The sequence below is a fragment of the Archangium lipolyticum genome, from assembly GCF_024623785.1.
Classification (GTDB): Bacteria; Myxococcota; Myxococcia; order Myxococcales; family Myxococcaceae; genus Archangium; species Archangium lipolyticum.
In genome coordinates, this window is sequence record NZ_JANKBZ010000037.1 from 52,075 (window position 1) to 75,784 (window position 23,710).

A 23,710-nucleotide genomic window follows, 5' to 3' on the forward strand; every position below is an offset into this window, starting at 1 on the left:
GGGAGGGGAGCCTCGGAAGTGGGCTCCACGTCCGTGCAGGGCGGCGGGATGCTCCGTGGCCGAAGCCTCATGTGTCAAGCAATACACAGTGAGGGGCACCCCGGGTGAGGTGACCCCACGGAGCCCATCGGCGGGCTGGCGCTAGTAGGTGCCCTTGAGCGAGGCGCCCGCGTACGCGTTGAACCCGCGCAGCATCACGTAGACACGGGTGGCCGTGGTCTTCGCCGGGATGTTGCACGTCTCGTTGCTGCCGGACAGGTACGGCCGGCAGTCGTACGAGGACGTGGTCGGCGCGGAGCCGGCCTTCACGTACAGGTCCGCGTCACCCGTGCCGCCGCTGAGGGCGAAGGTCGATGCCACGCCGGCCGGGACGTCCAGGTAGTAGTAGGTCTGCGAGCCCGAGGCGCCCGACAGGCCCGTCTTCGCCACACCGTTGGTCAGCGCGGTGGCCACCGGAGGCGGAACCGCCGCGCCCACGCCCACGGCCAGCCAGGCCTGGGTGACGGAAGCCTGCTCCGCCGAACCGGAGCCATGGAGCATCACGGCGGCCTGCTCGGTGTAGGTCTTCGCCTGGGCGAAGGTGGTGCTGGCCGTCATCAGGTCCCTGCCGGCCCTGTAGAAGATGGCACCGGCCTTCTGCACGCCAATGCCTCCCACGCCGACGGTCGACTTGCCGCGCGGGTGCGTGCCGCCCGTCGCCAACAGCTTGAACGCCAGGTTGGCGATGCCCGAGTTCCAGTGCACGCCCCCGTTGTCGGAGGTGCCCGTGTAGCGGTCCGGGTAGTAGTCCCTCGACGAACCATCCAGCATCGGGTCGTACATGTACCGGAGCGCATCGCCCGCGGTGGCGGGCGTCCAGATGTCCTCGCCGATCTTCCATACGTCCAGGTCGGTGGACCAGCTGCGCGTCCAGCTCTCGCAGTAGGCGGCGAAGATGTCACTCATGCCCTCGTTGAGCGCGCCGGACTCGCCCGAGTAGATGAGGTCGGAATCGCTATCGGTCACCGCGTGGGTGAACTCGTGGACGACGATGTCCAGGTCGTTGCACAGCGGGCCACTGGTGACGCCATCCCCGTCACCACAGGTCATCTGCGCGCCGTCCCAGAAGGCGTTGCTGCTGTAATGGACGGTGGCCCTCAGCTGCGCCCCGGCCCCGTTGAACGAGTCACGGCTGAAGTTCTGCTGGAAGCAATTGTAGAAGAGGCCGAGGTTGTCATACGCATTGTCCACGACGGCATCCCCCGTGGGAGCCTGCCCCTCGCTGCGGACCAGATGGGTGGGCGGAGGGGTCGCCGAGTAGATGGCACGGTTGAGCGCGTCGTGGATGTCCGAGGTGCGCTCCACGACGGAGCCGTCGAGGGCGTCGACGAAGACGTGGTCCCTCACGGGCATGCCCGCGTGCGAGCCCGTGACGACGGTCTCGAAGGTCAGCTTCAACCGCCCGTCCGCACTGGAACGCACGTAGACGAGCCGCGGCGTCTCCTCCGTGAAGCCGCCACCCGGAGTGCTCTCGAGCGCCACGACACGCGCGGCCTCGGAGGAGATCCGCGCCTGGGAGGGCAGCTGCTCACCATCGCGGGCCGAGCCGTTGGCGGAGTAGATGCGGCCTTCCGCGTCCACGTGGACGACCAGCTCGTGGCCCACGACGGGCAGCCCGTTCTTCGTCTGGGCATAGCGGATATGGGTATGACCCCGCTCGTCCCGGGAGAGCTGGCGCACGACGAGGTCCGAGGCCTTCAAGCGGAACATGGGAGCGATGCCAGCCAGGGCCTGGCTGACGTGCGCGTGGGCATCCCGGGCCGCGAGTCCCTGAAGCGACAGGGCGGTCGAGCCGAAGTGGCCACGGACCATGTACGGAACGCCGTTCTCGTGCGTGCCGAGCACCTCCGTCGCGGGGAAGGCGGCGAGGGCCGCGGCGATGTCCTGGGTGGAGCCGAGGTCCACAGCATCGGCCTTCGCCTCACCGGCGGGGTCCGACTGTTCCGTGCCACAGGCCGTGAGCGCGAACGAGAGACAAGCTGCGAGCATCCGGGTACGCATCCAGGTCTTCCTCCCCATCGACGGCAGGATGCCGCCGAGCCAGGGGAGCATGAATGCGAGCCAGACATTGAATCAAGGCGAGCGCAGGAAAAACCGGCTCATGGCAGTTGTTGCTTCTGAAGCCACACCCGCCAGCCCTCCGCGTCATGCTGCTCACCCGAGAGACGCTCCAACACGGTGCGGGCCGGGTCGCGGTTGATGGGCTGCTGGAGCGCGGTCATGGCCACGAGCTGCTCACCGGCCTGACGGAGGATGTCCGCGAGCCGGGCGGCCCGCTCCGAGGGGCTCATCTTCTCGAGCACGGCCACGAGCAGGCTGGTGGCCTTGTTACGATCGGTCGTCTGGGGAAGGGCCATCGCGTCGAGCACGCGGGGCAGCTCGACGAGCGGACGGTCCGCGTGGCGCTGCAGGGCCCCCAGGACGCGGAGCACGTTGTTGCGCACCAGCGGGGAAGAATCCCGGATGGAGCCCACGAGCCGCTCGATGGCCAGACCCGGCTCGGAGACATACGCGAGCAGGAAGGCCGCGGCGGCCCGGTTCTTCGGGTCGGCGTCCTCGCGCAGCACGCGGCCCAGCGCGTCCACGTGCGCGGGAACCTTCTCCACGAAGACGGGCTCGAAGGACGACAGCTCGGCGTGGCCGAACCCCAGCGAGCAGTGCGTCACCCGGCAGACGGGCTTCGCGAGGTCCAGCTCGCCCCGGCGCAGCAGCGTCCAGGCCCGGTCCTCGTATTCCCGCCACCGCGCCACGAGCCCCTCCGGATCCTCCGGGTGCCCGGCCGGCTCGGGGAGGAACTTCAGCCGCCAGGCCTCGTCCTCGTCCACCAGGTCCACGGTGATGTAGTCGCGGCCGGCCTCGGGGCCCGCGTGATAGCTGATGTACGCCACATGGGAGAAGGCCAGGGCGTACTGCCGCCGGAGCCCGTTCTCCTTCATCGTCACCAGGGCCTGGCTGTACACGAACGGTTGACCCACCTCGAAGCCAAACGCGCGGCGCACCGTCTCGGCATCGACGCGGCGCGAGCCGTACACGTCCACCCCCGCGAGCACCCGGAGGGGCGGTGGGGGCTTGAGGGCCTTCTGGGCGTTGGCCCTCGCCTGAGCGAGCACCGCGTCCCACCCCTCGAGCGCGTGCAGCGGGCGGAGCTCGGGGTCATGCGCCAGCGTGTCGGCCTGGGCGTAGCCCTCCTGGACGGCGCGCCGCAGCAGCCCGAGCCCCTCCTGGGACACACCCGCCAGCGACGCGCAGCACGCCGCGGAGTAGAGGAGCTCGGCACGGGAGGCCGCTTCCTGGCTCGCGTCCGCCGACGCGCGGTAGCTCCCGGCGCAGCGAGGAAAGTCGAGCGCGAAGTACGCCGCCTCGGCCTGTTGCCTCAGTGCATTCGCATCCGCCGGAGCAACAGCGGGCGCCGGAGCGTGGGCACACCCCGGCCCGAGCAGGGCCACGGCCACCGCGCACGCCAGGAACGAGAGGAACCTCTTCATGGGGGACCTCCGGGCGGGGGCGCGAGGCCCCTCGGCTCACAAGGACACGGCGGGCAGCGGAGCGGCCTCGGCCGCGCCCCAGTACCACTCCACGCGGGCCTCGCTGCGCTTCTGGGCGAGCCACTCCTCGAACATCAGGTCCGCGACCCTTCCGCGCGTCGCCTCGTCGAACCGCGCGGGGAGGAAGCGCAACACCTGCACCAGCTCGTAGCCGCCCCCGCTGCTGACGGGAGGAACCAACTGCCCCGGCGCGGTGGCGAAGAGGAGCCCGGCCTGCTGGGGCTCGAGCTCTCCGCGCCGCAGTGTGACGAACAGGTCGTTCGGCTCGTTGCGCTCCAGGAAGCGCGTCTGGGCCATCTGGAGGAACTGGTCCGGGTTGCCGCGCAACTGCTCGTACGTCCGATGGGCCTCGGCCTCGTCGGGGATGAACACCCGGGCGACCTGGACGCGGTCGAATTCGGCGCGGTGGCTGTTGAACCAGGCCTCCTCGCGGCCCTCGGACACGCGCTTGCGCAGCTTCTTCTGCGCCACCGTCGAGCGCAGGTGGTTCTCCAGCAGCTGCTCGGTGGTGCCGTGCTCGAGCATCCAGCGCTCCACCTGGGCCGCGGTGAACAGCCGCCGCCGCTGCCGGAACTCGAGCAGCGCCTCGGCGAAGTCCTCGTCGGTGACCTCGACGACGCCGCCCTGGAGCTCCTGCTCGATGATCGCCACGTTGATGAGGTGACGCCCGATGTGCAGCGTGTGCCACGCATAGTCCAGGCTGGTGATGACCTGGTTGATGCGGATGGGCTCTTCATTGACTCGCACCACGAGCGACTCGTTCATCCGCTGGAGCCCGCGCGCGGGCCAGGGCAACGACTCATCGGCGCAGTAGCCCAGGGAGTACGTGCCGTCCTCATCGCCGACGAGGATGTCGTAGTGACGCTTGTCCTCGTACGTCTCCTGCTCCCAGACCATGTTCATCCAGTGAGCGGGGTGACGGGCCTTCAAGCCACGGATCAGCTCCTTGGCCTGGTCGGGCTCGAGCCGCTCCTGGCGCAGCCGCACCAGCAGCTCGAGCGAGTCGCGGACGGCGGCAAGCAGGGACTCCTTCATGGCGACTTCTCCTGTGAGGCGCGCGAGGGCCGGGCAACGGGAAAACGGGTGGGAGCGCCCGGGTTCATGAGCGCGGTGCAGATGGCATCGCCGATGGGCAGACCCGTCTGCTCCTCGATCCACAGCCACTGGCCGTTGGGGTTGATCTCCAGGAAGACGTAGCGGTCATCCGGGGTGACGATGATGTCGATGGCGCCGAAGCACAGCCCCAGCCGGGCGACGAGCTCCAGACAGGCGCGGCGGATGGAGTCCGGCAGGTGGTGCTCGCGGTGCGGCGTGTGGCCCAGGTCATAATGGCGCCAGTCGAGCTGGGTGCGCCGGGTGGACTGGGAATGGATTTCGGCGGCGAGCACCGCCTCACCGACGACGGTGATGCGCAGCTCGAACTTCTTGGGCACCCGGGCCTGGAACAACATGGGGCTGTGGCGCAGGCGCCGCGCATAGCCCACGTCGCGGGTGGTGACGGGCTGCGTGTAGCGGATGAGCTCGCGGCCGGTGCGCTGGCTGGCGGGCATGGCGACACTGGGGAACTTGTCGATGAGCTGCCCGTCGTGCTGGCGGTAGAACTCCAGGAACTCATCCGGCTCGTTGGTGATGAGGGTGGGCGGAATCTCGAGCCCGAGCTGCGTGGCCAGTTGGAGCTGGAGCTGCTTGTTGTCCGCGCGCCGGATGGCGTCGATGGGCCCTGGCAACCAGGGGACCTCCTCCAAGGCGTTGGTGGTGTCCTGGACGAGCCGGTAGCACTCCTCGTCCGCGTACTCCTTGAGCAGCGGGATGGGAATGTGCGTGGGAAGGCGAGGCTTGTTCGGGCGGCGCAACCAGGCGCTGGTGCACTCGGCCAGCTCGAACACCTCGCCGCCACGGGTGAGCCGCACGCTCTTGCGCCCGCCGCGATAGGAGATGGACATCGCCGCCGTGCCAGGGAACTCGGCCCAGTCGAAACGGCACACCTTGGCGCCCCGTTGGAGCAGCTTCGCCTCGACGGCATTGGCGTGCAGGTCCTTGGGCTCGCTCACGATGAGAATCATGACCCGCTCCGCGGAAGGGGTTGGTGAAGCAGGCGCGCCCGGCTCGCCCTCTGGCGGACCAGACGCGCCTGATTCCTACTTCTTACTGGTCGGTGTCACCGGTGTCGGAGGTGGTGCCACCCTGGGTGGGACCCGCGCCGCCCGTGACGAACTTCAGCTCCGCCTCGTTGATCTCGCGCTCACCCAGCCGCTTCGAGGTCTCGGCGATGTCCTTCACCTGGAGGCGGGACTTCTGCTGCGTCTTGCTCATGTCGTTCTCCGTGTCTGGTTCGCTAGCCGCTCCATCGAGCCCGGGCTCTGATGGAAGCGCCGAGGACAAAGCCTGGCGGGACGATTTATTTCCGCATGCATGCACGATTTCGACGTGTGACCCGGACGGGGAGCTCTCGTCACACCCACCGCGAGCAGGAGGAAGCGGCTTGATGCACACACGCCCCGGCCGCATCATCGCCGCGAACCGAAGTGAACTCAGCAAACGGGGCAACGGCATGGCGGAACGTATGGTGAAGGCCAATGGCATCGAGCTGTGGACCGAGAGCTTTGGCGACTCGACGCATCCGGCGATCCTGCTGGTGATGGGCGCGTCGGCCCAGGGCCTCGGCTGGCCCGATGAGCTCATCGAGCAGCTGGTCTCCGGGGGGCACTACGTCATCCGTTACGACCACCGGGACACGGGCCAGTCGACCTGCTTCGACTTCCAGAAGAATCCCTACACGATGACGGACATGGCCGCGGACGCGGTGGGCGTGCTCGATGCGTATGGCATCTCCACGGTCCACCTGGTGGGCGCCTCGATGGGCGGGATGATCAGCCAGATCGTGAGCATCCTCCACCCCGAGCGCGTGCGCACCCTGACCTTGATGATGTCCACGCCGCTGCGGCCCACGACCATGGAGGCCATCCAGGAGTCCTTCCAGGGCCGGACAACGGCGGAGGCGCCGCTGCCACCGCCCGCCCAACGTGTGATCGAGGTGCACCTGGCGGCGGTCAGCAAACCGCCCATCACCCGCGAGGACCTCATCGAGTTCCAGATGAAGATGCTCCGGGCCCTGTCCGGCAGCGCGGCCCCCTTCGAGGAACAGCCGCTCCGGCGCCGGGTGGAACGGATGGTCGACCGCGCGCACAACTTCGCCGCCTCGGCGAACCACGGGCTCGTGCCCTCCGCCACGCGCGAGCAGGCCGAGGCGCTCAAGCGCCTGCGCGTGCCCACGCTCGTCATCCACGGGAAGGACGACCCGATTCTGCCTTCCCCGCATGGGGTGGCCCTGGCCGAGACCATCCCCGGGGCCAGGCTGCTCATGTTAGAAGGACTGGGCCATGATTTTCCCCGCCCGCTGTTGGGGGAAATGGCTCGGGCGATCCTCACGCACACGGGCTCGAGAGCCTGATGCCGGGAGCGCCGCGAGGGGCCACGCGGCGCGCTCATGGGGGAGGCGTGTGCCGCCTCTGTCCTCATTCCCCCGCAGGGGACGTGAATGAGAAAGACAGAGGTGGTTCGGCTGCTCCTCGCCGGGATGGTCGCCGTGCTCGGCGGCTGCTCGGAGATACAGGGGGTGGATGATGCCCCCGTGCTGGCACCGGGAACCGTGGCCCAGGCATTGCCGCTGGGCGCCGTCCAGGTGCGAGACATCAACACCCGCCCCGTCCGGTTTCCCCAGCACGACCCCGGGTCCGTGGCCCTGGGGGGTGGCGTGTCGCTCTTCGTGGCGAACGACGAGTTGCATGGCAGGGAGCTGTGGCGCAGTGACGGAACCGAGGCGGGCACCTCGCTGGTGAGGGACCTCGTGCCAGGATTGCCGGGCTCGAATCCCCGGCTCCTGACCCTCGCTCAGGGGACGGTCTTCTTCTCGGCCCGGAGCGGCGGCGCGGACGACTTCGGTGCTGAAGAGCTGTGGAAGACGGACGGCACCCCGGCGGGCACCGTCCTGGTGAAGCGCCTGCTCAGTACCAGCAACTCGGATCAGATCGGCGCCATGGTCCAGGTGGGTGGAACGGTGTTCTTCATCTACCACCAGTACGATGGGAACTATCTGCAGCAGCTCTGGAAGAGCGATGGCACCGCGGCGGGCACCGTGCTCCTCCAGCAACTGGCTCCCACGGACAGCTGCGGCTGTGATTTCGAGCTGATCTCCACGGGCACCGCCGTGTTCTTCACCGGCCGGGACGCCGCGAACAACCTGCAGGTGTGGAAGCGGGATGGGGCCGGAGCCGTGCTCCTCGCGACGATCCCCGTGCCTTCCGGCTCCTTCATTTCCAGCCACCTGCTCACCCAGGTGGGCAGCTCGCTCTTCTTCACCGTGGACAAGGTCCTGTGGAAGAGCGACGGGACGCCCGCGGGAACCGTCCCCGTGGCCACGCAGTCCTCGAGGATCTCCGACCTGGAGGCCGTCAACGGCACCCTCTTCCTCTCGAGCTCCACGTCCCTCTGGAAGAGCAATGGCACGGCGCCGGTCCTGATCCGCACATTCGATGACGCGCCGGGCTCGCTCACCGCGCTCGGCAACACCCTGTATTTCATTGGCACCGACGCCCTGGGCGGACGTGAGCTGTGGACGAGCGATGGCACGACGGCGGGCACGCGCCAGGTGAAGGATGTGCTCCCGGGCGCCGACGGCTCGGCCCCCCAGGAGCTCCTCGCCTGGAACGGTGGCCTCTACTTCACCGCCTCGACTACCGTGGGCACGCGCGGGCTGTGGCGCAGTGACGGCACCGCCACCGGGACCCTCGCGCTCAAGACGTGGGCCGAAGTGGAGAACCCCTGGTACTCAGTGTCCCCCACTCCCACCCCGGTGGGGAGCGCGCTGTTCTTCTCCGTGCCGGAAGGCCCGGTGGACCCGGACTCCTGGCTGGACCGCAGGCCGCGGAGCACGTGGAGGACGACCGGGACCGTGAAGGGGACCCGGGAGCTGGCGGGTGTCTGGGCGGGCACCCGGAGCTCCCAGCTCCGGCAGCGCCCCCTCGGTGTCGTTGGAGGGACGGTCTTCTTCGTCGCCTCGGATGGCAACCCCGGCGAGGCGCTCTGGAAGAGCGATGGGACGGCGGCCGGTACGGTCCAGCTCAGGGCGCTGGCGCGGGTGGCTCCGGAGGAGGACACGTGGCTGCGCAGGCCCGGAGCGGCGCACGTGGGCGGGACGCTCTTCTTCACGGCGGACGATGGGGTGCATGGCCTCGAGCTGTGGAAGAGCGATGGCACCGCCGTCGGGACGGTGCTGGTCAAGGACCTCCGCCCGGGCCCCGACCCCTCCCAACCCGAGGAGCTCACCGCGTTCAACGGCGCCCTGTTCTTCACGGCGTATGACGACGTCAACGGGATGTCCCTCTGGCGCAGCGATGGAACCGAGGCAGGCACCGTTCCCGTCAAGTCCATGGGCCAGGAGGACTCCTCGGGGAGCGTCGACGAGCTCACGGCGATGGGAGGACTCCTCTACTTCGAGGCGGATGACAGCCTTCACGATCCAGGGTTGTGGAAGACGGACGGCACTCCGGGCGGGACGAGCCTGGTCAAGGTTCCCTTCGCCAACGCGTACGCCTCGCTCGGCATGTTCATGGCGGTGAACGGCACCCTGTTCTTCAGCGCTCGCGACGGATACGGCGTGACGCAGCTCTGGAAGAGCGATGGCACGCAGAGCGGCACGGTCCTCGTCAAGGGCGGGTTCGAGGCCCTGGAGATGTCCCACCCGGTGACCTCGCAGGGCGTGTTGTACTTCACCGCGGACGAGGGTGTTCACGGCTACGAGCTGTGGCGGAGCGATGGCACGGAGGCCGGGACGCGCCTGCTCAAGGACATCCATCCCGGGCTCGGAAGCTCCGGGCCCCATGCGCTCACGCCCACGGGCTCGGGGCTGGTGTTCGTGGCCTACGAGGAGACCCATGGCTGGGAGCTCTGGAGGACCGACGGAACGGAGGCCGGGACGCGCCTGCTCGTAGACCTGCTTCCGGGTCCCCAGGGAGGCGTCCGCGCCAGGGATCAGGACTACCTCGTCGACATCCTCGGACTGGAGGATCGGGGCCTGGCGCTCTTCAGTGGAGTGGACGAAGCCGGCGGCGCGGAGCTGTGGCGGACGGATGGGACGGTGGCGGGCACGTTCCGGATGCTGGACGTCGTGCCCGGCTCCGGCTCCTCCGAACCCGATTCGTTCGCCCATGTGGGGGATCGGCTCTTCTTCATGGCCGGTGACAAGGCATATGGCCGCGAGCCTCGATTCCTCGCCATCCCCAGGGACCTCGGCTCGGCCACCGGCAACGCCGTCGTCCAGGGCTCCACGTGCACCGCGGCGAGCCAGGTGACTCCCAGTTGCACCTACAACGCCCTGGCCCCTGACTCCACGTTCGCCTGGACGGCGCCCTCGGCGGGTCTCTTCACCTTCAGCACGGAGGGCTCCAGCTACGACACGAGCCTCGAGGTGTCGGACTCCGCTTCCGGCACGTCGCTGGGGTGCAACGACGACGCGAACGAGACGCTCCAGTCGTCCGTGGCGGTGAGCCTGTCGGCCGGGCAGACCGTCCTCATCACCGTGGACGGTTACGACACGGAGTGCGGACCCTTCGTGCTCAACATCCATCCCTCACCGTAAAGCCCAGCGAGCGGAACAGGACCGCGCCCTCATACACACGGAAGTAGCGGCCGAGTAGCAGGGGACGATACTCGGCCGCCCATGGGACATCCCAGCCCGCCACCGCTCTGCCACTTCGTTCTCCTGCTGCTCGTGCTCTTCCCGTTCACGACACGAGCCAACGCCATGGAGGGCCAGCGTCTTCGTGTGAAGGTACCGGTGGATACGCGCGGACACTGGGACCCCAGCGCTGGCTACTCTGTGTCTCTCACGTTTCCGCTACGGCCATTGACCCCCAAGGACGCGGCGCCACTCTCTCGTGAGGACGTGCGGGCCATCCTCAAAGCCTTCGAAGGCGTGTACGGAGAGGTGGCGCCGCTCCCAGCGGGAACACGAGAAAAACCCACCGCCCTCAAGCTCGCCTTACCGATAGCTCTTGGAAGCCAGGAGCCATGCCCTCCCGATTCCAAGTCCGAGGGGAAATCCAAGCCCAGGCGAATCCTGTCACCAGGAGTAGAGAAACGAATCCGCCAGGACTACACGGGATTCTACAACTCCAAGGACGTCGGCCGACTCGACGAAGCTGGACCGTTGGAAGACAGCCTCTTCTTCCTGGCACTCGAACGCTCACCCAGGCACATGGGGCCTGGTGCCCAACAAGCGGCCGAGGAGATGTTCACCTCGCCCGTCTTCATTGCCTCCATGGCAATCTCCATGACTCTTTATTTGGTCGCATTAGCTACACCCGAACCGTTCATCTCGAAGGGAGCCGTGGCGGCGCTCACCTTCTGGCTCATGGCGACCTACGGTGTTTCGGAAGTCTTGGCGGTGACCTCGGCGGTCAAACGCTTGTATGACGAGTCGTCAGCGGCGATGACGGAGAGCGCACTGGAAGATGCTTCCAGACACTTCGGAGAGGCCATTGGGGGCGTGGGGCTGAGAATCCTCGTGACGGTCGCGGTGGGCAGATTGGCCGGCAAGCACTCCGAAGTGCCCATGACGCCTGGGAGTGGAGGGCTCTGGGACAAGCTCGGCAAGGTTGGCGTCTCCGTGCAGAAGACCGTTGCCTCCTCGGAAGGAGCTTTCCTGTCGGTGGCCACGGCGGACGGGGCGGTGGAGATTTCCCAGGCAGCAAGCACGGTGACCTCGACAGCAGACGGGACCATCTTGCTCATGGGTGCGACGCTGGGCGCGAGTGCCTCAGCCGTCAAGGACGCGCTCAAGGCCGCGCGGGTATCGGGAGACTGCGCCCCGAAGAAGGAGGACGACAACGAGGGCCACCACATCGCCACGGACAAGAACGAGGATTCCGACAGGAATGGAGGCCCCTGGACGCCACGCTTCGAGCTACTTTTCAAGCGCGCGGGACTCCGCCTGAACGATCTGGTCAATATCGTTTTTCTCAGGGGCCACAAGGGTCCTCACCCCGAGGAGTATCACAACGAAGTCTTCCGCCGGCTCCGTGATGCCCTCAGAACATGCAGGACAGCGGAGGATTGCCGGAGCAGTTTGGAAGACGAGCTCGACAGCATCGCCGCTGATGTTTGCAAGCCAGGCTCCAAGCTCAACAAACTCGTCACAAGGAAGAAATGAACACCCACGCCAGATATTTCGACCTGTCGGACGACATGCGCATTCCCGGACGGTGGGTCTTGAGCCAACTCGATGTCGATGATCGAGGCCAGCCCATGGACCCCTGGCTATTCGATCAGGGAAAGGTCATCAACCTGGAAGGCACTCCTTTGATTGGAGTGGGCCATCCTGGAAGCGCGCTCGACTTCAGCTTGACGGAGTTGGCCACCCCCGTTGTCAGCGGACGTGTGGTTTCCGTTTTCGAGAGCCTCGAGCTCCAGGATGAAGTGCAGTTCATCCCCGCGCGCGTGCAGGGACAATCCCAGCCCTACTTCATCCTCAACACGCTGCGGACTCTCCGGTGCATCGACGATGCTCGATGTGAAGAGGTGCTCTATTGGCGGCCCGAAGATGGTCGCCCGGATAAATTGGGAAGATACCGGAACGTCGTGGGGCTGAGAGTGGACCCGGCCAGGGCAGGTGACGCCAACATCTTTCGCCCCTGGGGTTGGACCGTGGCCCTCATCGTTTCCGAGCGACTCAAACTGGCCATGGAGGCGGCGGGCATCACGGGTACCCGGTTCATCGAAGCTTGAGCGTCCCTCGAGCCAGGAGGCCCGGGCCCGAAGGCCCGGACCTCACCGGAGTGCCGTGCTCAGGGCACCTGCGCCGTGCCGTCGAAGTAGGCGCGCGTCCGGGGCCAGAGGTAATCCGCCACCTGCCGCCCCAGCTCCAGTCCCGCGATGTTGTCGGCCTGGATGTGGTAGCCGCCCATCACGCGCGAGATGCCGGCCATCTCCGCCGTCTCGCTGAACGTCGGCAGCTCCAGGGTCACCTCGCAGTCCTCGGGCGTGTCCTTGGAGGGCTTGCCCTTGCGCTGCTGGATGATGTTGCAGGCGAAGCCCGGCTCCGTGAGCGCCCCCGCGGTGAGATGCTCCACCTTCCCGAAGTAGTCGCTGCCGGTGAACAGCTCCATCACCCGGCCGCAGGCTGCACTCACCGTGCTGTGCCCCGAGACATAGCCCGGGAACGGCGGCGTGATGAAGGTGGCGGGCGAGTACGGGTGCCACTGCTCGGCGGGAATCTTGTCCACGCCCTGGCCCGGACCGACCCAGCCCAGCAGCTCGTCACCCGCGCGGTAGTAACGCACCAGCGTCCACGGGCGGGAGGAGTCGTAGAACCGCTTGGACTCCCAGGCGGCGATGAAGGCATCCAGGGCCGCGTTGCTCACGCTGAAGAAGAGCTTCACGTCCTGGTCCAGGCCGAACCCGTCGCGGCGGGACACGTCCTGCGCGAACCGCAGCCAGTGGCCGGACTGCGCCGTGGAGCGGGGGCCATCGCGCATGAACTCGACGAGGGCCTTCTGCTCCGGGGTGAGATGGGCGTTGTAGTAGATGATTTCCCAGACCTCCCGGGCGAGCTGGTGCGAGCCCACCTTCGGGGGAGGCGGCGGCCGGAACTGGCTGCTGGACTGGAGCGCGAACGGCTTCACCCGGTACCAGTGTGGCGTCAGGAAGCCCGGCGTGAGGGTGCCGCCCTTCCCGTCATCGAACGTGATGGGCTGCCACCGGTCGGGGTCGATGATGCGGTCCGGAGGATTGACGGGCGCGTAGCCGGTGTAGTCGGAGTACGGGACGCCGCTGGAGCCGGGCTCGTCACCGAACTGATTGGAGCCATCGTGCCGCCGCCAGGCGAGGACCGCGGCCGCCGCGACGTTGCCCACGCCCTGGGGGGTGGAGACGTCGGTCGAGGTGTCATCCGGATCGAACCCCAGCTGCCGCATCTGGTCCGCGCTCCACGCGCGGTCCTCCGGGTAGAGGTCCACCAGGGCGCGGTAGGTGGCGTAGGCGATGGCCTTCTTCTTGTTGGCCAGGGTCCGCTCGGCGGGAGGCCGGCGCAGGGTGCCCCCCAGGCGGGTGCCCACCGCCCGTGCGTCGTACGCCGCCCAGGCGTCGTACATGGCGGTCATGGCGATGGCGTGCGCGCGGGAGATGACCGTGGGCCGCGCGCCACGCCGGTCCACCTCCCGGGCCGTGGCTTCGAGTGTGATGTCCAGCCACTGGTACGCGGCGGAGGGCGTTGCCGCAGTGGGAGGCGCCGCATGGGCGGACGCGCCCAGCAACAGCAATGGGACGAGAGAGAGAATGAGACGTCGGGATGGGGTCATGCGCGGGATGTTACACATGGGCTCCCACACAAGCCGGCCACGGCCCGGCGATGCGGGACATACCGTGTGTCCGTCATCGAACCCACGCGGCCGCCATCATCGCGTCCCAGAACATCTTCTCGTAAGCCTGGAAGAAGCGCGCCGAGCGGTGGAGCAACCGGGGCTCCACCCCCTGGTCCAACCCTTCCTGGATGATGGGGAGCGTGGCGCCTTCGAGCGGTGGCAGGTTCGCGAAGGCATCCAGGAACACGGTCTCGCGCTCCGTGAAGCCGTAGCGTTCCCGGAGTGCCCGGCTCATCCGGCCGCAGGTGAAGCCCCACGCCGGGAAGTTGACCAGGATGCCCACCACGAACTCCGCCGCGGACACGTTGGCCGCCATCCAGGCCATGTTGGTGGCGTAGGCGAAGCCCTCGGGCGTGACTTCGTACCGCTCCAACTCCTCCTGCGTCATTCCCAGTTTGCGCGCCAGCACGCGCAGGCCATCCAGCGCGGCGACCTCGCCCTGCAGGATGCCGTAGAGAAAATCACGCGCCGGGGTGTGACCGAAGCGCTGCACCATCATCGCCATCGAGCGGAGGTCACTCGTGGCGACGTGGTACTGGGTACCGGGAAAGGCTCGCAGCGCCTCCACCGTCACCTCGCCCCGCTCCAACGCCGCGGGGTAGGGATGGTTGCGCAGTTGCTCGTCCACTTCCCGGAGCGCCTCGCTGATCTCCTTCACCACCTGGGCTGCCTGCTTCATGACGGGTCCTCCTCGTTCGAGTGGGAGTGCAACACGACTCCGTCCACGCACGTCTCCCGGTGACAGCTCACCGCGCGCGCGGCTTCCACCACTGTTCGCGAGGCAACGGTGGACCGACCTCCGTGCCAATCCTGAAGCCGGGACCACTCAGCTCGACCATCCCATCCATGTACTTGCCGAGTTCCTCGCGATAGCCATCGAGCAGTTCCTGCGGATCCGGGGCGCCCGGCTTCCCCAAGCGCTTCTCCAGGTCATCGCCAATCCGGACGAGCACCTTCATCAGTCCCGCCTCGTCTCGAATCCGCGCGGACTCCCGGATGACGCCAAGCTGGATGTCCCCCACCGACACCAGCGTGCGGATCGGCGCCTCCTGGTCGCCCCGAGGTTCGAACGGATCCGCGAGCACCTCCTCCTCGGGCGGAGGAGCCGGCGGCGCTGGCGTCTCCGCCACGTCCCCTGACGCGGCCGGCGGTGGCTCCTGCTTCGGCGGCCTGGGAGGCTCGCGCCGGACCACCGGCGGGGGCTCCACGGGTAGAGGCTCGGAGGGCGGCACCGTCTTGACGGGCGGCCGCTCCACGGACCCTGCTTCCGGGGCCGGGGAGGCTCCGAAACGAACCGCGAGCCACCCGCCCAGGGCGAGCACGAGCAGACACGCGGCCCCCAGCCACAACCCGTGCCGTGACCCCATGAATCTCCGTCCCAAGCGCATCCTCTCCCTCTCCACACCCGATTATCCAACGGATGGCACGAAGAAGTGCCGCCCGGCGGCTCCCAGAGCATAGGCTGCGCGCGCCCATGCGCTTCGACGACATTTCCATCGAGTCCACCCGCATCACCTTCTGGGGTCCGCGCACCGCGTTGGAGGTCCGCAGCCCCCTTCCCGGAGTCCTCCGGCTGCGCCACATCCCCTCCCTCGGCCACTCCTCGCGCGGACCCCGCGAGCTTGCGCCCAAGCAGTCCTGGGCCGTCGTGGAGCAGGGGGAGCGGCCCCTCTCCGTCCACCGCGAGAAGGACGGCCAGAGCGCCGTGGTGACCACGGAGGAGCTGTCCCTGGAGGTGCAACTCGCCCAGGGCACCTGGCTGCTGCGCGACGCCTCCGGCCGGGAGCTCGCCCGGTGCGAGGGCTTCTCCGGTGAGGCCATGCCGGACTACCCCGTCACCCGCTTCCGCTCGCGCCTCTCCCTGCACGCGCCTCCCGACGAGGCCTGGCTCGGCTTCGGCGAGAAGGTGGGCGCGCTGGACAAGCGCGGCATGCACTTCGTCTTCTGGAACACGGACGTGGTGCCGCACCACCCGGACACGGATCCCCTCTACCAGTCCATCCCCTTCAGCCTCGGCCTGCGCGACGGTGTCGCCTGGGGCTTCTTCCTCGACGAGTCCTGGAGGCTGGAGGCGGACGTGGCGGCCGAGGACTCCACGGTCGTGCGCTGGGACTCCACCGGGCCCGAGCTGGACACCTACCTCTTCGCCGGCCCCATGCCCGCGGACGTGGTGCGGCGCTACACCGCGCTCACCGGACGCCCTCCCCTGCCCCCGCTGTGGAGCCTGGGCGCGCAGCAGTCCCGCTGGGGCTACGAGAACGCGAACGAAATCCGCTCCGTCATCCACGGCTACCGCGCGCACAAGCTCCCGCTGGACTGCGTGTACCTCGATATCGACTACATGGAGGGCTACAAGGTCTGGACATGGGACCGGACGCGCTACCCGGACCCGGCGGGGCTCGCGAAGGAGGCGGCCTCGCACGGCGTGCGGCTGGTCACCATCATCGACCCCGGCGTGAAGGCCGAGCCGGGCTACCCCGTCTATGAAGAGGCGCTCGCGGGCGACTACCTGGTGCGCAACGACCGGGGCAACGTGCTGCTCGGCGAGGTGTGGCCCAAGCCCGCCACCTTCCCGGACTTCACCCGCGAGGAGGTGCGCGCGTGGTGGGGCCGGCTGCACCGGGGCTTCGTGGAGGCGGGCATCGCCGGCTTCTGGAACGACATGAACGAGCCGGCCTGCTTCCGGCTCATCAACGGCCATGAAACCTTCTCCATCATCTCCGCGCCCGCGACGGACATGGGCAAGGTGGCGGGGCCCACGCTGCCGCATGACGCGCGGCACGGCGACAAGCGCCACCTGGAGGTGCACAACGTCTACGCGCTGGGCATGGCCCGCGCGGCGTACGAGGGCCTGCGCCAGCTGGCACCGGAGCGGCGGCCCTTCCTCCTGACGCGCGCGGGCTCGGCCGGCATCCAGCGCTACACCGCGGTGTGGACGGGCGACAACTCCAGCTACTGGTCGCACATGGAGCTGTCCATCTCCATGCTGTTGGGCCTGGGCCTGTCCGGCGTGTCCTTCACCGGCTCGGACGTGTCCGGCTTCATGGGCAACGCGACCGGGGAGATGCTCGTGCGCTGGCAGCAGCTGGGCACCTTCTACCCGCTGCTGCGCAACCACTCCGCCAAGGGCACCCGCTTCCAGGAGCCCTGGCGCTTCGGCGAGCCCTACCTGTCCATCGCCCGCGAGTGGCTCGAGCGGCGCTACCAGCTGCTGCCCACGCTCTACTCGCTCATGCACGAGTCCGCGCAGGAGGGCCTGCCCGCGCTGCGCCCGCTCGTCATGTACGCGCCGGGGGACACGGAGGCGCTGCGCATGGACGACGCGTTCCTCTTCGGCCGGGAGCTGCTCGTGGCGCCCGTGGTGCGCCAGGGCCGCACGCGCCGGCACGTGTACCTGCCCGAGGGCCGGTGGCTGCCCTTCTTCGACCTCGGGCTGTCGGGAGAGGCCCTCGACGGCCGCCAGCACGTCCTCGCCGAGGCGCCGCTGGGCTCGGTACCCATGTGGCTGCGGGCCGGAGGCGCGCTGGCCCTCACCGAGCCCGCGCAGCACACCACCTCGGCCAACTGGGCGCACCTCACCTGGCACATCCACGCCGCCGAGCGCGTGGAGGCCCGCCTCTACGAGGACGCGGGAGACGGCTACGGCGCGTCGCGGCTGACGCGGCTGGCCGGTGAGTGGAAGGGAGACCGCTTCGTGCTGGAGCGGAGCGTGGAGGGCTCCCTGCCCCTGGCGCGCGAGACGGAGACGCTGTGCGTCTACGCCCTGTCCACGCCGCGCGAGGTGCTCGGCGCGCGGGAGCACCGCTTCGTGGACGGCCTGCTCCTGCTGGAGGTGGAGGCGGGGTGGAGCCGCGTGGAGGTCCGGCTCTAAGCAGGTAGCCAGAAGTTCTCGAACAAATGGCGCAGCCAGAAGCCCTTGGCGAGGCAGCCCGCCTTGCGAAGGGCCTCCTCAGGAGAGAGGCCCAGCGATGCGCGCCGGCCAGGTCAGGGAGCGACGACCTCACGGAACAGGAGCTCGCGCTCCACCTTGAACGACACCGGCTTCTCGTCGAGCAGCGTGCCCTGGGGCGAGTCTCCCAGCTTCAACCGGGCGCCCCGGACGTTGGGCATGTCATTCACGTCCACGAGGGAGCCGAGCGCGAGCTGCTCCGCGGTGAAGCGCCGGTCCTTGAACTTCACCTTGAGGACGTGATGGAAGTCCGGGCTGCCGGACAGCTCGTGCACGAGGAAGGTGTTTCCGGGCGAGCCGAAGACCCGGTACAGCAACCGCGGGACCGAGGCGCTGCGGGGGTGGAGCTGGCTGTGCCAGGGAACGGCCTTCACCTGGACTTCCACGCCCTTCCACTCCGGGCTGGCGGCGCCGGCCTTGGAGATGGACACCTTCAGGCTCTTGAGCTTCCCGTCGCGCACGGCGGACAGGTCGAACGGCTCGTCCGCCTGGAGGGTGTAGCTCCCCGAGGAGAAGTCGGGCTTGCGTGTCTTCCAGGCGGGATGGACCAGCTTCGCCGAGATGAACAGTTGCAGGTTGTCGGGCGGGGTGAACGTGGCGAGCGGCCACAGGAAGGCGGCCTCGGGCGTCCCCATCACCAGCATGGGATGGGTCCCCACCATGGACTCGGAGCGCACCTCGGTGGCCGGCTGGGGGGGAACCTCGAGGCGCGAGGACACAGGCGGCGTGGGTGCCTGCGCCAACACGAAATGAAAGGCGGGAGGAACGTCGGCGTGCATGGATGGCTCCATCACGGCGGGAAAGGACCGGGGCTGGAGCGGACTCCAGCCCCGGTCAACCCCACCGCGTGACTAGAGGACCTTCTTGCGGACCGGCCAGTAGGTGCGGCCGTCGGCGGTCCACTTCAGCGAGCCATCCGAGTTCTTCACGAACGGGATGTTGACGTCCTGGGCGACCGTCCCGCACTGCAATTCCTGGAAGATGCGAGCCGAGCCATCCGCGTTCCAGCCGTGGAAGATCATCGTGTGGCCCTTGTTGGTGCTGGCGTTGTGGGTGGTGATGGCATCACCCATCTGCATGTCCCAGTAGCCCACGCGCTGGGTCACGTTGGTGTCGCCGTAGATGGTGCCCGTCGTCCAGCCCGGACCGGGAACACCCCACGCCCAGGACACCAGACCCGAGCAGTCGGAGCGGTACCCGTTCCACTCCGCGGTGTTCGCGTCGCCGTTGCGCACGCAGGTGCCACCGCAGATGGCGTCCGGGCCGCCGTTCACGCCACCGCAGTACGGCATGCGCACGTCGACCCACCGCCAGGCCCGGTAGTCCACGTCACCACGGGTCAGCCCCTGCATCACCGTGGCCGTGGGCTCTGTCACCACCCCGCTCTCCGCGGCGTCGCCATCGGGCAGACCCATCTCAGACCCACCGCAGCCAAACAGAGACGCCGACACGAGCGCCATCACGGTCGCCCGACCGAAATACTTCACGAACATGGACTTCCCCTCTTTTTTTTGCTCATCAGTTGTTGATGAGTGAATGTGAGTTACACGGAGAACTTCAGTCGCCAATGGTTCTGCTTCATTCTTGAACTGCAATACCCTTGACTGCGTCTGTCATTGATGGTTCAACGTCTCGTTGCTGGAAGGGAATGGAACTCGAGTCCCGCTCGCGCGCGCAACCGCGCGTCAACGGGAAGGAAGAGGGGCGGCGACTACCACCCGGTCGGCGGCACCGGAGCGCAGGTGTAGCCCGCCGGGCAGCTTCCGTTGCCGTCGCGCACCAGCTCGGTGCCTCCGAGCCGGGTCGTGCCCGACTCCAGGTAGAGCGACTGCACGATGCTGGTGTCCGTGTTCCAGGGGGTGATGGTGATCGTGTTGAAGTCCTGACCCGCGGAGGCCATGTAGTTCCACACGCTGTGGTTCTGATCGACGCCCGGGGTGATGACGTTGAACGTCGCGCCGTAGTTGTAGAACTCGCCGTTGGTGTAGAAGCGAGCCTGATAGGTGGTCGGGAACACGGACACCCGGTACTCCGTCCGCCAGACCGCCTTCACCGCGAAGCGCCGCTGCCCCGAGGTCGGAGACGAGCCGTACCACCACCCCTCGAACAGGCGGATGGAGAATTGATCCGCCGACGGCGGGGTGGGAGGCACCGGCGTGGCGAACTCGTTCCACACGAAGATCATGCTCTTGCAGCCCGTGGAGGGCTTGTTGTTGGAGTCGTACACGTCATTGTAGAAGGAGACGTCGTAGACGTTGGCCAGGGAGGTCGGCTTCGCCGCCACCACGTAACGGCCCGCGGGCAGATTGCACTGCTGCGAATCCTGCAGCGGCGGGTTCAGCATCTGCTCGCTCTGACCGAGCGCCTGGCTCTCGACCTCCTGAGGCTGGGCGGACTCGGGGCCACACGCGGCGGTGCCAGCCGTGCAAAGGAGGAGGAGCAGGTTCTTGGAAATGGAGTTCATCGAGCTGTCGTCCTTGAGTGCTCTCGTTCGTCATGAACGATTGCCCTTCAAGACACAGGCAGGATTTTGGATGTCACATGCTCCACGAATCGTCGTTGCAGGTTCGGTCTTCTCGAACTTTTCTACCCCAACTACCCGGGTTGCTTCGTTCCACGCCGTGTCCCCCAGGCGGGAGGCTCACACCGAGCGGTCGTCCAACACGTCGGAGAGACCAAGCGCCCCACCTTCCGGGCCCATACCAGCAGGTGCAAGTGGTTGGAGGCGAAGATGAAGGCGTGCAGCCGCACATTGCCGGCGCTCTGCTGGACGGCTCGCGCCAGCACGCCTCCCCTCGTTGATGGTGATTCAGCGGTCGATGGCGGCCAGCATGGCCGCGGGGTGCGTGAGCTGCACGGTGGCGCTGCCAAGGTTCTCCTCGAGGCGGTGCTGTTTCGTGGTGCCCGGGATGGGGGCAATCCACGGCTTGCGGGCGAGCAGCCACGCGAGCGCCACCTGCGCGGGCGTGGCCCGCTTCTGCGCGGCGATGCGGCTCACCAGCTCGACCATCGTCTGGTTGGCCTTCCGGTTCTCCGGCGAGAAGCGTGGAATCTTGTTGCGGAAATCCGTGGGGTCGAGCGTCGTGGTCTCGTCGATCTTCCCCGTGAGGAAGCCCTTGCCCAGCGGGGGGAGCACCGACTGCTCGGGCTCACGCCACCAGAGCGAGTATTCGCTCTGCAGCGCGGCGACGGGCTGCACGGCGTGGGCGCGGCGGAGGGTCTGGGCACCCGCCTCCGAGAGGCCGAAGTGCTTCACCTTCCCCTCGGCGATGAGGTCCTTCACCGTGCCCGCCACGTCCTCGATGGGCACGGCGAGGTCCACGCGGTGCTGGTAGTAGAGGTCGATGGCCTCGACGCGCAGCCGCCTCAGCGAGCCCTCCGCTGGATGCGCTTGCAAGCTGCGCTTCCGAATGGACGACGCACTCGAGGGCATGGCCGTGTTCGTGGCCGTGGCGCAGTCGAAGAGCCTGCGCGAGGCCGGCGAGCGCCTGGGCGTGAGCGGCTCCGCGGTGAGCCAGGCGCTGGGCAAACTCGAGGAGCGGCTCGGCGTGGCGCTCGTGCAGCGCACGACGCGCAGCCTGCACCTGACGGGCGTTGGTGAGCGGCTCTACGCGCGCGTGGGGCCTGCGCTCGGCGAGCTGCGCGCCGCGGTGGCCGAGGCGGGGGATCTGGGGAGTGAGCCGCGCGGCACGCTGCGGCTGCTCGTCGCACGCGCGGCCGAGGGCTTCCTGGGCGGTGAACTGATGACCGGCTTCCTCGCCAGGTACGGGCACGTCCGGGTCGACCTGTACTTCTCCGACGAGCCGCTCGACATCGTCGCCGAGGGTTACGACGCCGGAGTCCGGCTCGGCGAGGTCATCGACAAGGACATGGTCGCGGTGCCGGTGTCCGGGGAGCTGCGACTCAACGTGGTGGGCGCGCCATCGTACTTCGCGCGACGCCCGAAGCCCGTGCACCCGCGCGACCTCGTGGAGCATGAGTGCATCAACTGGCACCCGGCAGCGGAGGCGCCGCCGTACCGGTGGGAGTTCACCGAGAACGGGCGGGACTTTTCCGTCGACGTGGCGGCGCGCGTCCTCACCAATGACCCGGCGTTCAATCTGCGCCTGGCGCGAGCAGGGACGGGGCTCACCCTGGCCGACGACGACCGCATCCGCGAACTGGTGGTGCGCGGCGAGCTGGTAACGGTGCTGGAGGGGTTCTCGACGCCCTTCCCCGGGTTCTACCTGTACTACCCGCATCGCCGACACGCCTCGCCCGCGCTGCGCGCTCTCGTCGACTACCTGCGCGAAGTGCGACGCCCCAAGGCCTCCCAGGCGCGGTTGCAGCGCCGCAACCCGACGCGAAGGGATGCTACTTAGCCACCCCGGGAAGACCGCACCCGCTGCCGGGCGAAGCGAGGAGCCCGACAGCGGCGTGCTACGGCAGGGGAAGGACTACCACTTCCCTTCCTTGTTCATACGGCCGAGCTTCTTGGACAGGTCCTTGAGCTTCGCGTCGGGCTTGCCCGAGCCGGACAGCACCGAGTGCACGGCGTTGCGGAAGTCGGCGCTCACGCGGCTGTACTTGGAGCCCGTCACCTTCGCCGGACGCGCCACCGCGTTGGTGAAGGTGTCCAGCAGGGTGCCGAAGAACGGGTTGGCCGCGAGGACCTCCTTGTCCTTGTAGAGGCTCACGATGGTGGGGTTGAAGGCGCCGAGGATGGCGCGGCGCTTCTGCTCCTCGGCGCTCGTCAGGTACTTCACCAGATCCGCGGCGAGCGCCGGGTGCTTGGAGTACTTGGAGACCGCGAGCTGCCAGCCGCCCAGCGTGCCGGTGGACTTGCCGTCCGCGCCGCCCTTGGGCAGGGCCACCACGCCCACCTTGCCCTTGATGGGGCTGTCCGGGGCGTTGGCCAGGGCCCACGCGTACGGCCAGTTGCGCATGAAGACCGCGTTGCCCGACTGGAAGACGCCGCGAGCGCCCTCCTCCTCGTAGTTGAGCACGCCGCGCGGCGAGATGGTGTCGATCCACGAGGCCGCCGTCTTCAGCGCCTCCACCGCCTTCGGGTTGTCGATGGTGACCTTGCCATCCTCGCCGACGATGGTCCCGCCGCCAAAGGAGTCGATCCACTCGAGCGCGTTGCACGTCAGCGTCTCGGCCGCCTTGGCCTCGAAGACGAAGCCGACCATCTTGGCGTTGCCGGCCTTGCGCTCGGCGTCCTGCACCGTCTTGGCCACCGTGGCCAGCTCCTGCCAGGTGGTGGGCGGCTTCTGGCCGTGCTTCTCGAGCAGGTCCTTGCGGTAGTACAGCACGCCCGCGTCGGTGAACCAGGGCATGGCCACCAGCCGTCCCTCCACCGTGTTGTTCTGCACGATGGCCGGGAAGTGCTGCTGCACCACGTCATTGGGGATGTGTGGCTTCAGGTCGATGAGGTGGGCGCCGAGGATGCCGGGCCACACGATGTCGATGCGAAGGACATCGAGGTCGGTCGCGCCCGCGGACAGCTGCTGCTGGAACACCGTGAGCTGCTCACTGGCGTCCGTGGAGCCACTGACGAGCTTCACCTCGTTGCCCGTCTTCTTGGCCCAGGCCTCCGCACCCGACTTGCACAGCTCGAACTCCTGGCCAACGGTGCCACACGCGATGGCGATCGTCTCGGCGGCGGCCACGGTGGGGACGGCCAGGGTGGTGGCGACACTCATCGCCAGCATCATTCGACGCATTCGGAATTGCCTCCTGTAGGGGGGGTAAGGACGACGCGCGGAAGCATCCCTCAT

At 68.1% G+C, this 23,710-nt stretch carries 18 protein-coding genes and 1 pseudogene; 6 read left to right on the forward strand and 13 right to left on the reverse strand.

The features are described 5' to 3' along the window. Nucleotides 1-141: 141 nt before the first annotated feature. The 5 genes from NR810_RS44445 to NR810_RS44465 all read right to left on the reverse strand — a co-directional run bounded on the left by NR810_RS44445 (nucleotide 142) and on the right by NR810_RS44465 (nucleotide 5,897). Nucleotides 142-2,028: a M4 family metallopeptidase gene (locus NR810_RS44445; RefSeq protein ID WP_257461639.1), complete on the reverse strand. Its 1,887-nt coding sequence runs from the start codon at nucleotides 2,026-2,028 to the stop codon at nucleotides 142-144. Between the two features lie 110 nt (nucleotides 2,029-2,138). Beyond that, nucleotides 2,139-3,524 (reverse strand): HEAT repeat domain-containing protein, encoded by a 1,386-nt coding sequence (locus NR810_RS44450; RefSeq protein ID WP_257461640.1) that lies wholly within the window; start codon nucleotides 3,522-3,524, stop codon nucleotides 2,139-2,141. A gap of 36 nt (nucleotides 3,525-3,560) precedes the next feature. Further along, nucleotides 3,561-4,619, reverse strand: a complete 1,059-nt coding sequence (locus NR810_RS44455) for a TIGR04500 family putative peptide maturation system protein (RefSeq protein ID WP_257461642.1) — start codon at nucleotides 4,617-4,619, stop codon at nucleotides 3,561-3,563. Further along, a complete protein-coding gene (locus tag NR810_RS44460) occupies nucleotides 4,616-5,647 on the reverse strand; it encodes an MvdC/MvdD family ATP grasp protein (RefSeq protein ID WP_257461643.1) in 1,032 nt (343 codons plus the stop codon). Before NR810_RS44460 ends, NR810_RS44455 begins: the two co-directional genes overlap by 4 nt. Before the next feature lie 82 nt (nucleotides 5,648-5,729). Continuing rightward, complete coding sequence (locus NR810_RS44465) at nucleotides 5,730-5,897, reverse strand: hypothetical protein (protein ID WP_257461644.1); 168 nt, start codon at nucleotides 5,895-5,897, stop codon at nucleotides 5,730-5,732. Nucleotides 5,898-6,135: 238 nt separating this feature from the next. On the opposite strand from NR810_RS44465, the gene NR810_RS44470 reads away from it, so the two are divergent. The 4 genes from NR810_RS44470 to NR810_RS44485 all read left to right on the forward strand — a co-directional run bounded on the left by NR810_RS44470 (nucleotide 6,136) and on the right by NR810_RS44485 (nucleotide 12,368). Further along, nucleotides 6,136-7,035 (forward strand): alpha/beta fold hydrolase, encoded by a 900-nt coding sequence (locus NR810_RS44470; protein ID WP_257461645.1) that lies wholly within the window; start codon nucleotides 6,136-6,138, stop codon nucleotides 7,033-7,035. An 87-nt stretch (nucleotides 7,036-7,122) separates the two neighbouring features. Then, nucleotides 7,123-10,221 carry an ELWxxDGT repeat protein gene (locus NR810_RS44475; protein ID WP_257461647.1) on the forward strand — a complete coding sequence of 1,033 codons (3,099 nt, stop codon included), beginning with the start codon at nucleotides 7,123-7,125 and terminating at the stop codon, nucleotides 10,219-10,221. 81 nt (nucleotides 10,222-10,302) lie between these two features. Beyond that, nucleotides 10,303-11,793 (forward strand): AHH domain-containing protein, encoded by a 1,491-nt coding sequence (locus tag NR810_RS44480; RefSeq protein ID WP_257461649.1) that lies wholly within the window; start codon nucleotides 10,303-10,305, stop codon nucleotides 11,791-11,793. After that, a complete protein-coding gene (locus NR810_RS44485) occupies nucleotides 11,790-12,368 on the forward strand; it encodes an imm11 family protein (RefSeq protein WP_257461650.1) in 579 nt (192 codons plus the stop codon). The genes NR810_RS44480 and NR810_RS44485 overlap by 4 nt, the downstream gene beginning before the upstream one ends. 59 nt (nucleotides 12,369-12,427) lie before the next feature. On the opposite strand, the gene NR810_RS44490 is transcribed toward NR810_RS44485, so the two are convergent. From NR810_RS44490 to NR810_RS44500, 3 genes are all read right to left on the reverse strand, one after another. Next, on the reverse strand, nucleotides 12,428-13,939 hold the full coding sequence (locus NR810_RS44490; RefSeq protein ID WP_257461652.1) for a vanadium-dependent haloperoxidase: 1,512 nt from the start codon (nucleotides 13,937-13,939) through the stop codon (nucleotides 12,428-12,430). A gap of 73 nt (nucleotides 13,940-14,012) precedes the next feature. Next, nucleotides 14,013-14,681: a thiaminase II/PqqC family protein gene (locus NR810_RS44495; RefSeq protein ID WP_257461654.1), complete on the reverse strand. Its 669-nt coding sequence runs from the start codon at nucleotides 14,679-14,681 to the stop codon at nucleotides 14,013-14,015. A gap of 67 nt (nucleotides 14,682-14,748) precedes the next feature. After that, nucleotides 14,749-15,369, reverse strand: coding sequence for a hypothetical protein (locus tag NR810_RS44500; RefSeq protein WP_257461655.1), 621 nt, complete (start codon nucleotides 15,367-15,369; stop codon nucleotides 14,749-14,751). Between the two features lie 107 nt (nucleotides 15,370-15,476). Here NR810_RS44500 and NR810_RS44505 point away from each other — a divergent pair, with 107 nt between their 5' ends. Beyond that, nucleotides 15,477-17,873 (forward strand): glycoside hydrolase family 31 protein, encoded by a 2,397-nt coding sequence (locus tag NR810_RS44505; RefSeq protein ID WP_257461656.1) that lies wholly within the window; start codon nucleotides 15,477-15,479, stop codon nucleotides 17,871-17,873. 113 nt (nucleotides 17,874-17,986) lie between these two features. Here NR810_RS44505 and NR810_RS44510 read toward each other — a convergent pair whose 3' ends face one another. The 4 genes and pseudogenes from NR810_RS44510 to NR810_RS44525 form a co-directional block, all read right to left on the reverse strand. After that, a complete protein-coding gene (locus tag NR810_RS44510; RefSeq protein ID WP_257461659.1) occupies nucleotides 17,987-18,730 on the reverse strand; it encodes a hypothetical protein in 744 nt (247 codons plus the stop codon). A gap of 72 nt (nucleotides 18,731-18,802) precedes the next feature. Continuing rightward, entirely contained in the window at nucleotides 18,803-19,444 is a 642-nt protein-coding gene (locus NR810_RS44515) for a hypothetical protein (protein ID WP_257461660.1), read from the reverse strand. Nucleotides 19,445-19,662: 218 nt separating this feature from the next. Further along, on the reverse strand, nucleotides 19,663-20,415 hold the full coding sequence (locus NR810_RS44520) for a hypothetical protein (RefSeq protein ID WP_257461661.1): 753 nt from the start codon (nucleotides 20,413-20,415) through the stop codon (nucleotides 19,663-19,665). A 381-nt stretch (nucleotides 20,416-20,796) separates the two neighbouring features. Then, nucleotides 20,797-21,333: pseudogene (locus NR810_RS44525) on the reverse strand (aldo/keto reductase); the annotation flags it as partial. Between the two features lie 28 nt (nucleotides 21,334-21,361). On the opposite strand from NR810_RS44525, the gene NR810_RS44530 reads away from it, so the two are divergent. After that, nucleotides 21,362-22,312 carry a LysR family transcriptional regulator gene (locus NR810_RS44530; RefSeq protein WP_257461662.1) on the forward strand — a complete coding sequence of 317 codons (951 nt, stop codon included), beginning with the start codon at nucleotides 21,362-21,364 and terminating at the stop codon, nucleotides 22,310-22,312. A gap of 75 nt (nucleotides 22,313-22,387) precedes the next feature. Here NR810_RS44530 and NR810_RS44535 read toward each other — a convergent pair whose 3' ends face one another. Beyond that, complete coding sequence (locus NR810_RS44535) at nucleotides 22,388-23,656, reverse strand: ABC transporter substrate-binding protein (RefSeq protein WP_257461664.1); 1,269 nt, start codon at nucleotides 23,654-23,656, stop codon at nucleotides 22,388-22,390. Between the last annotated feature and the right edge of the window lie 54 nt (nucleotides 23,657-23,710).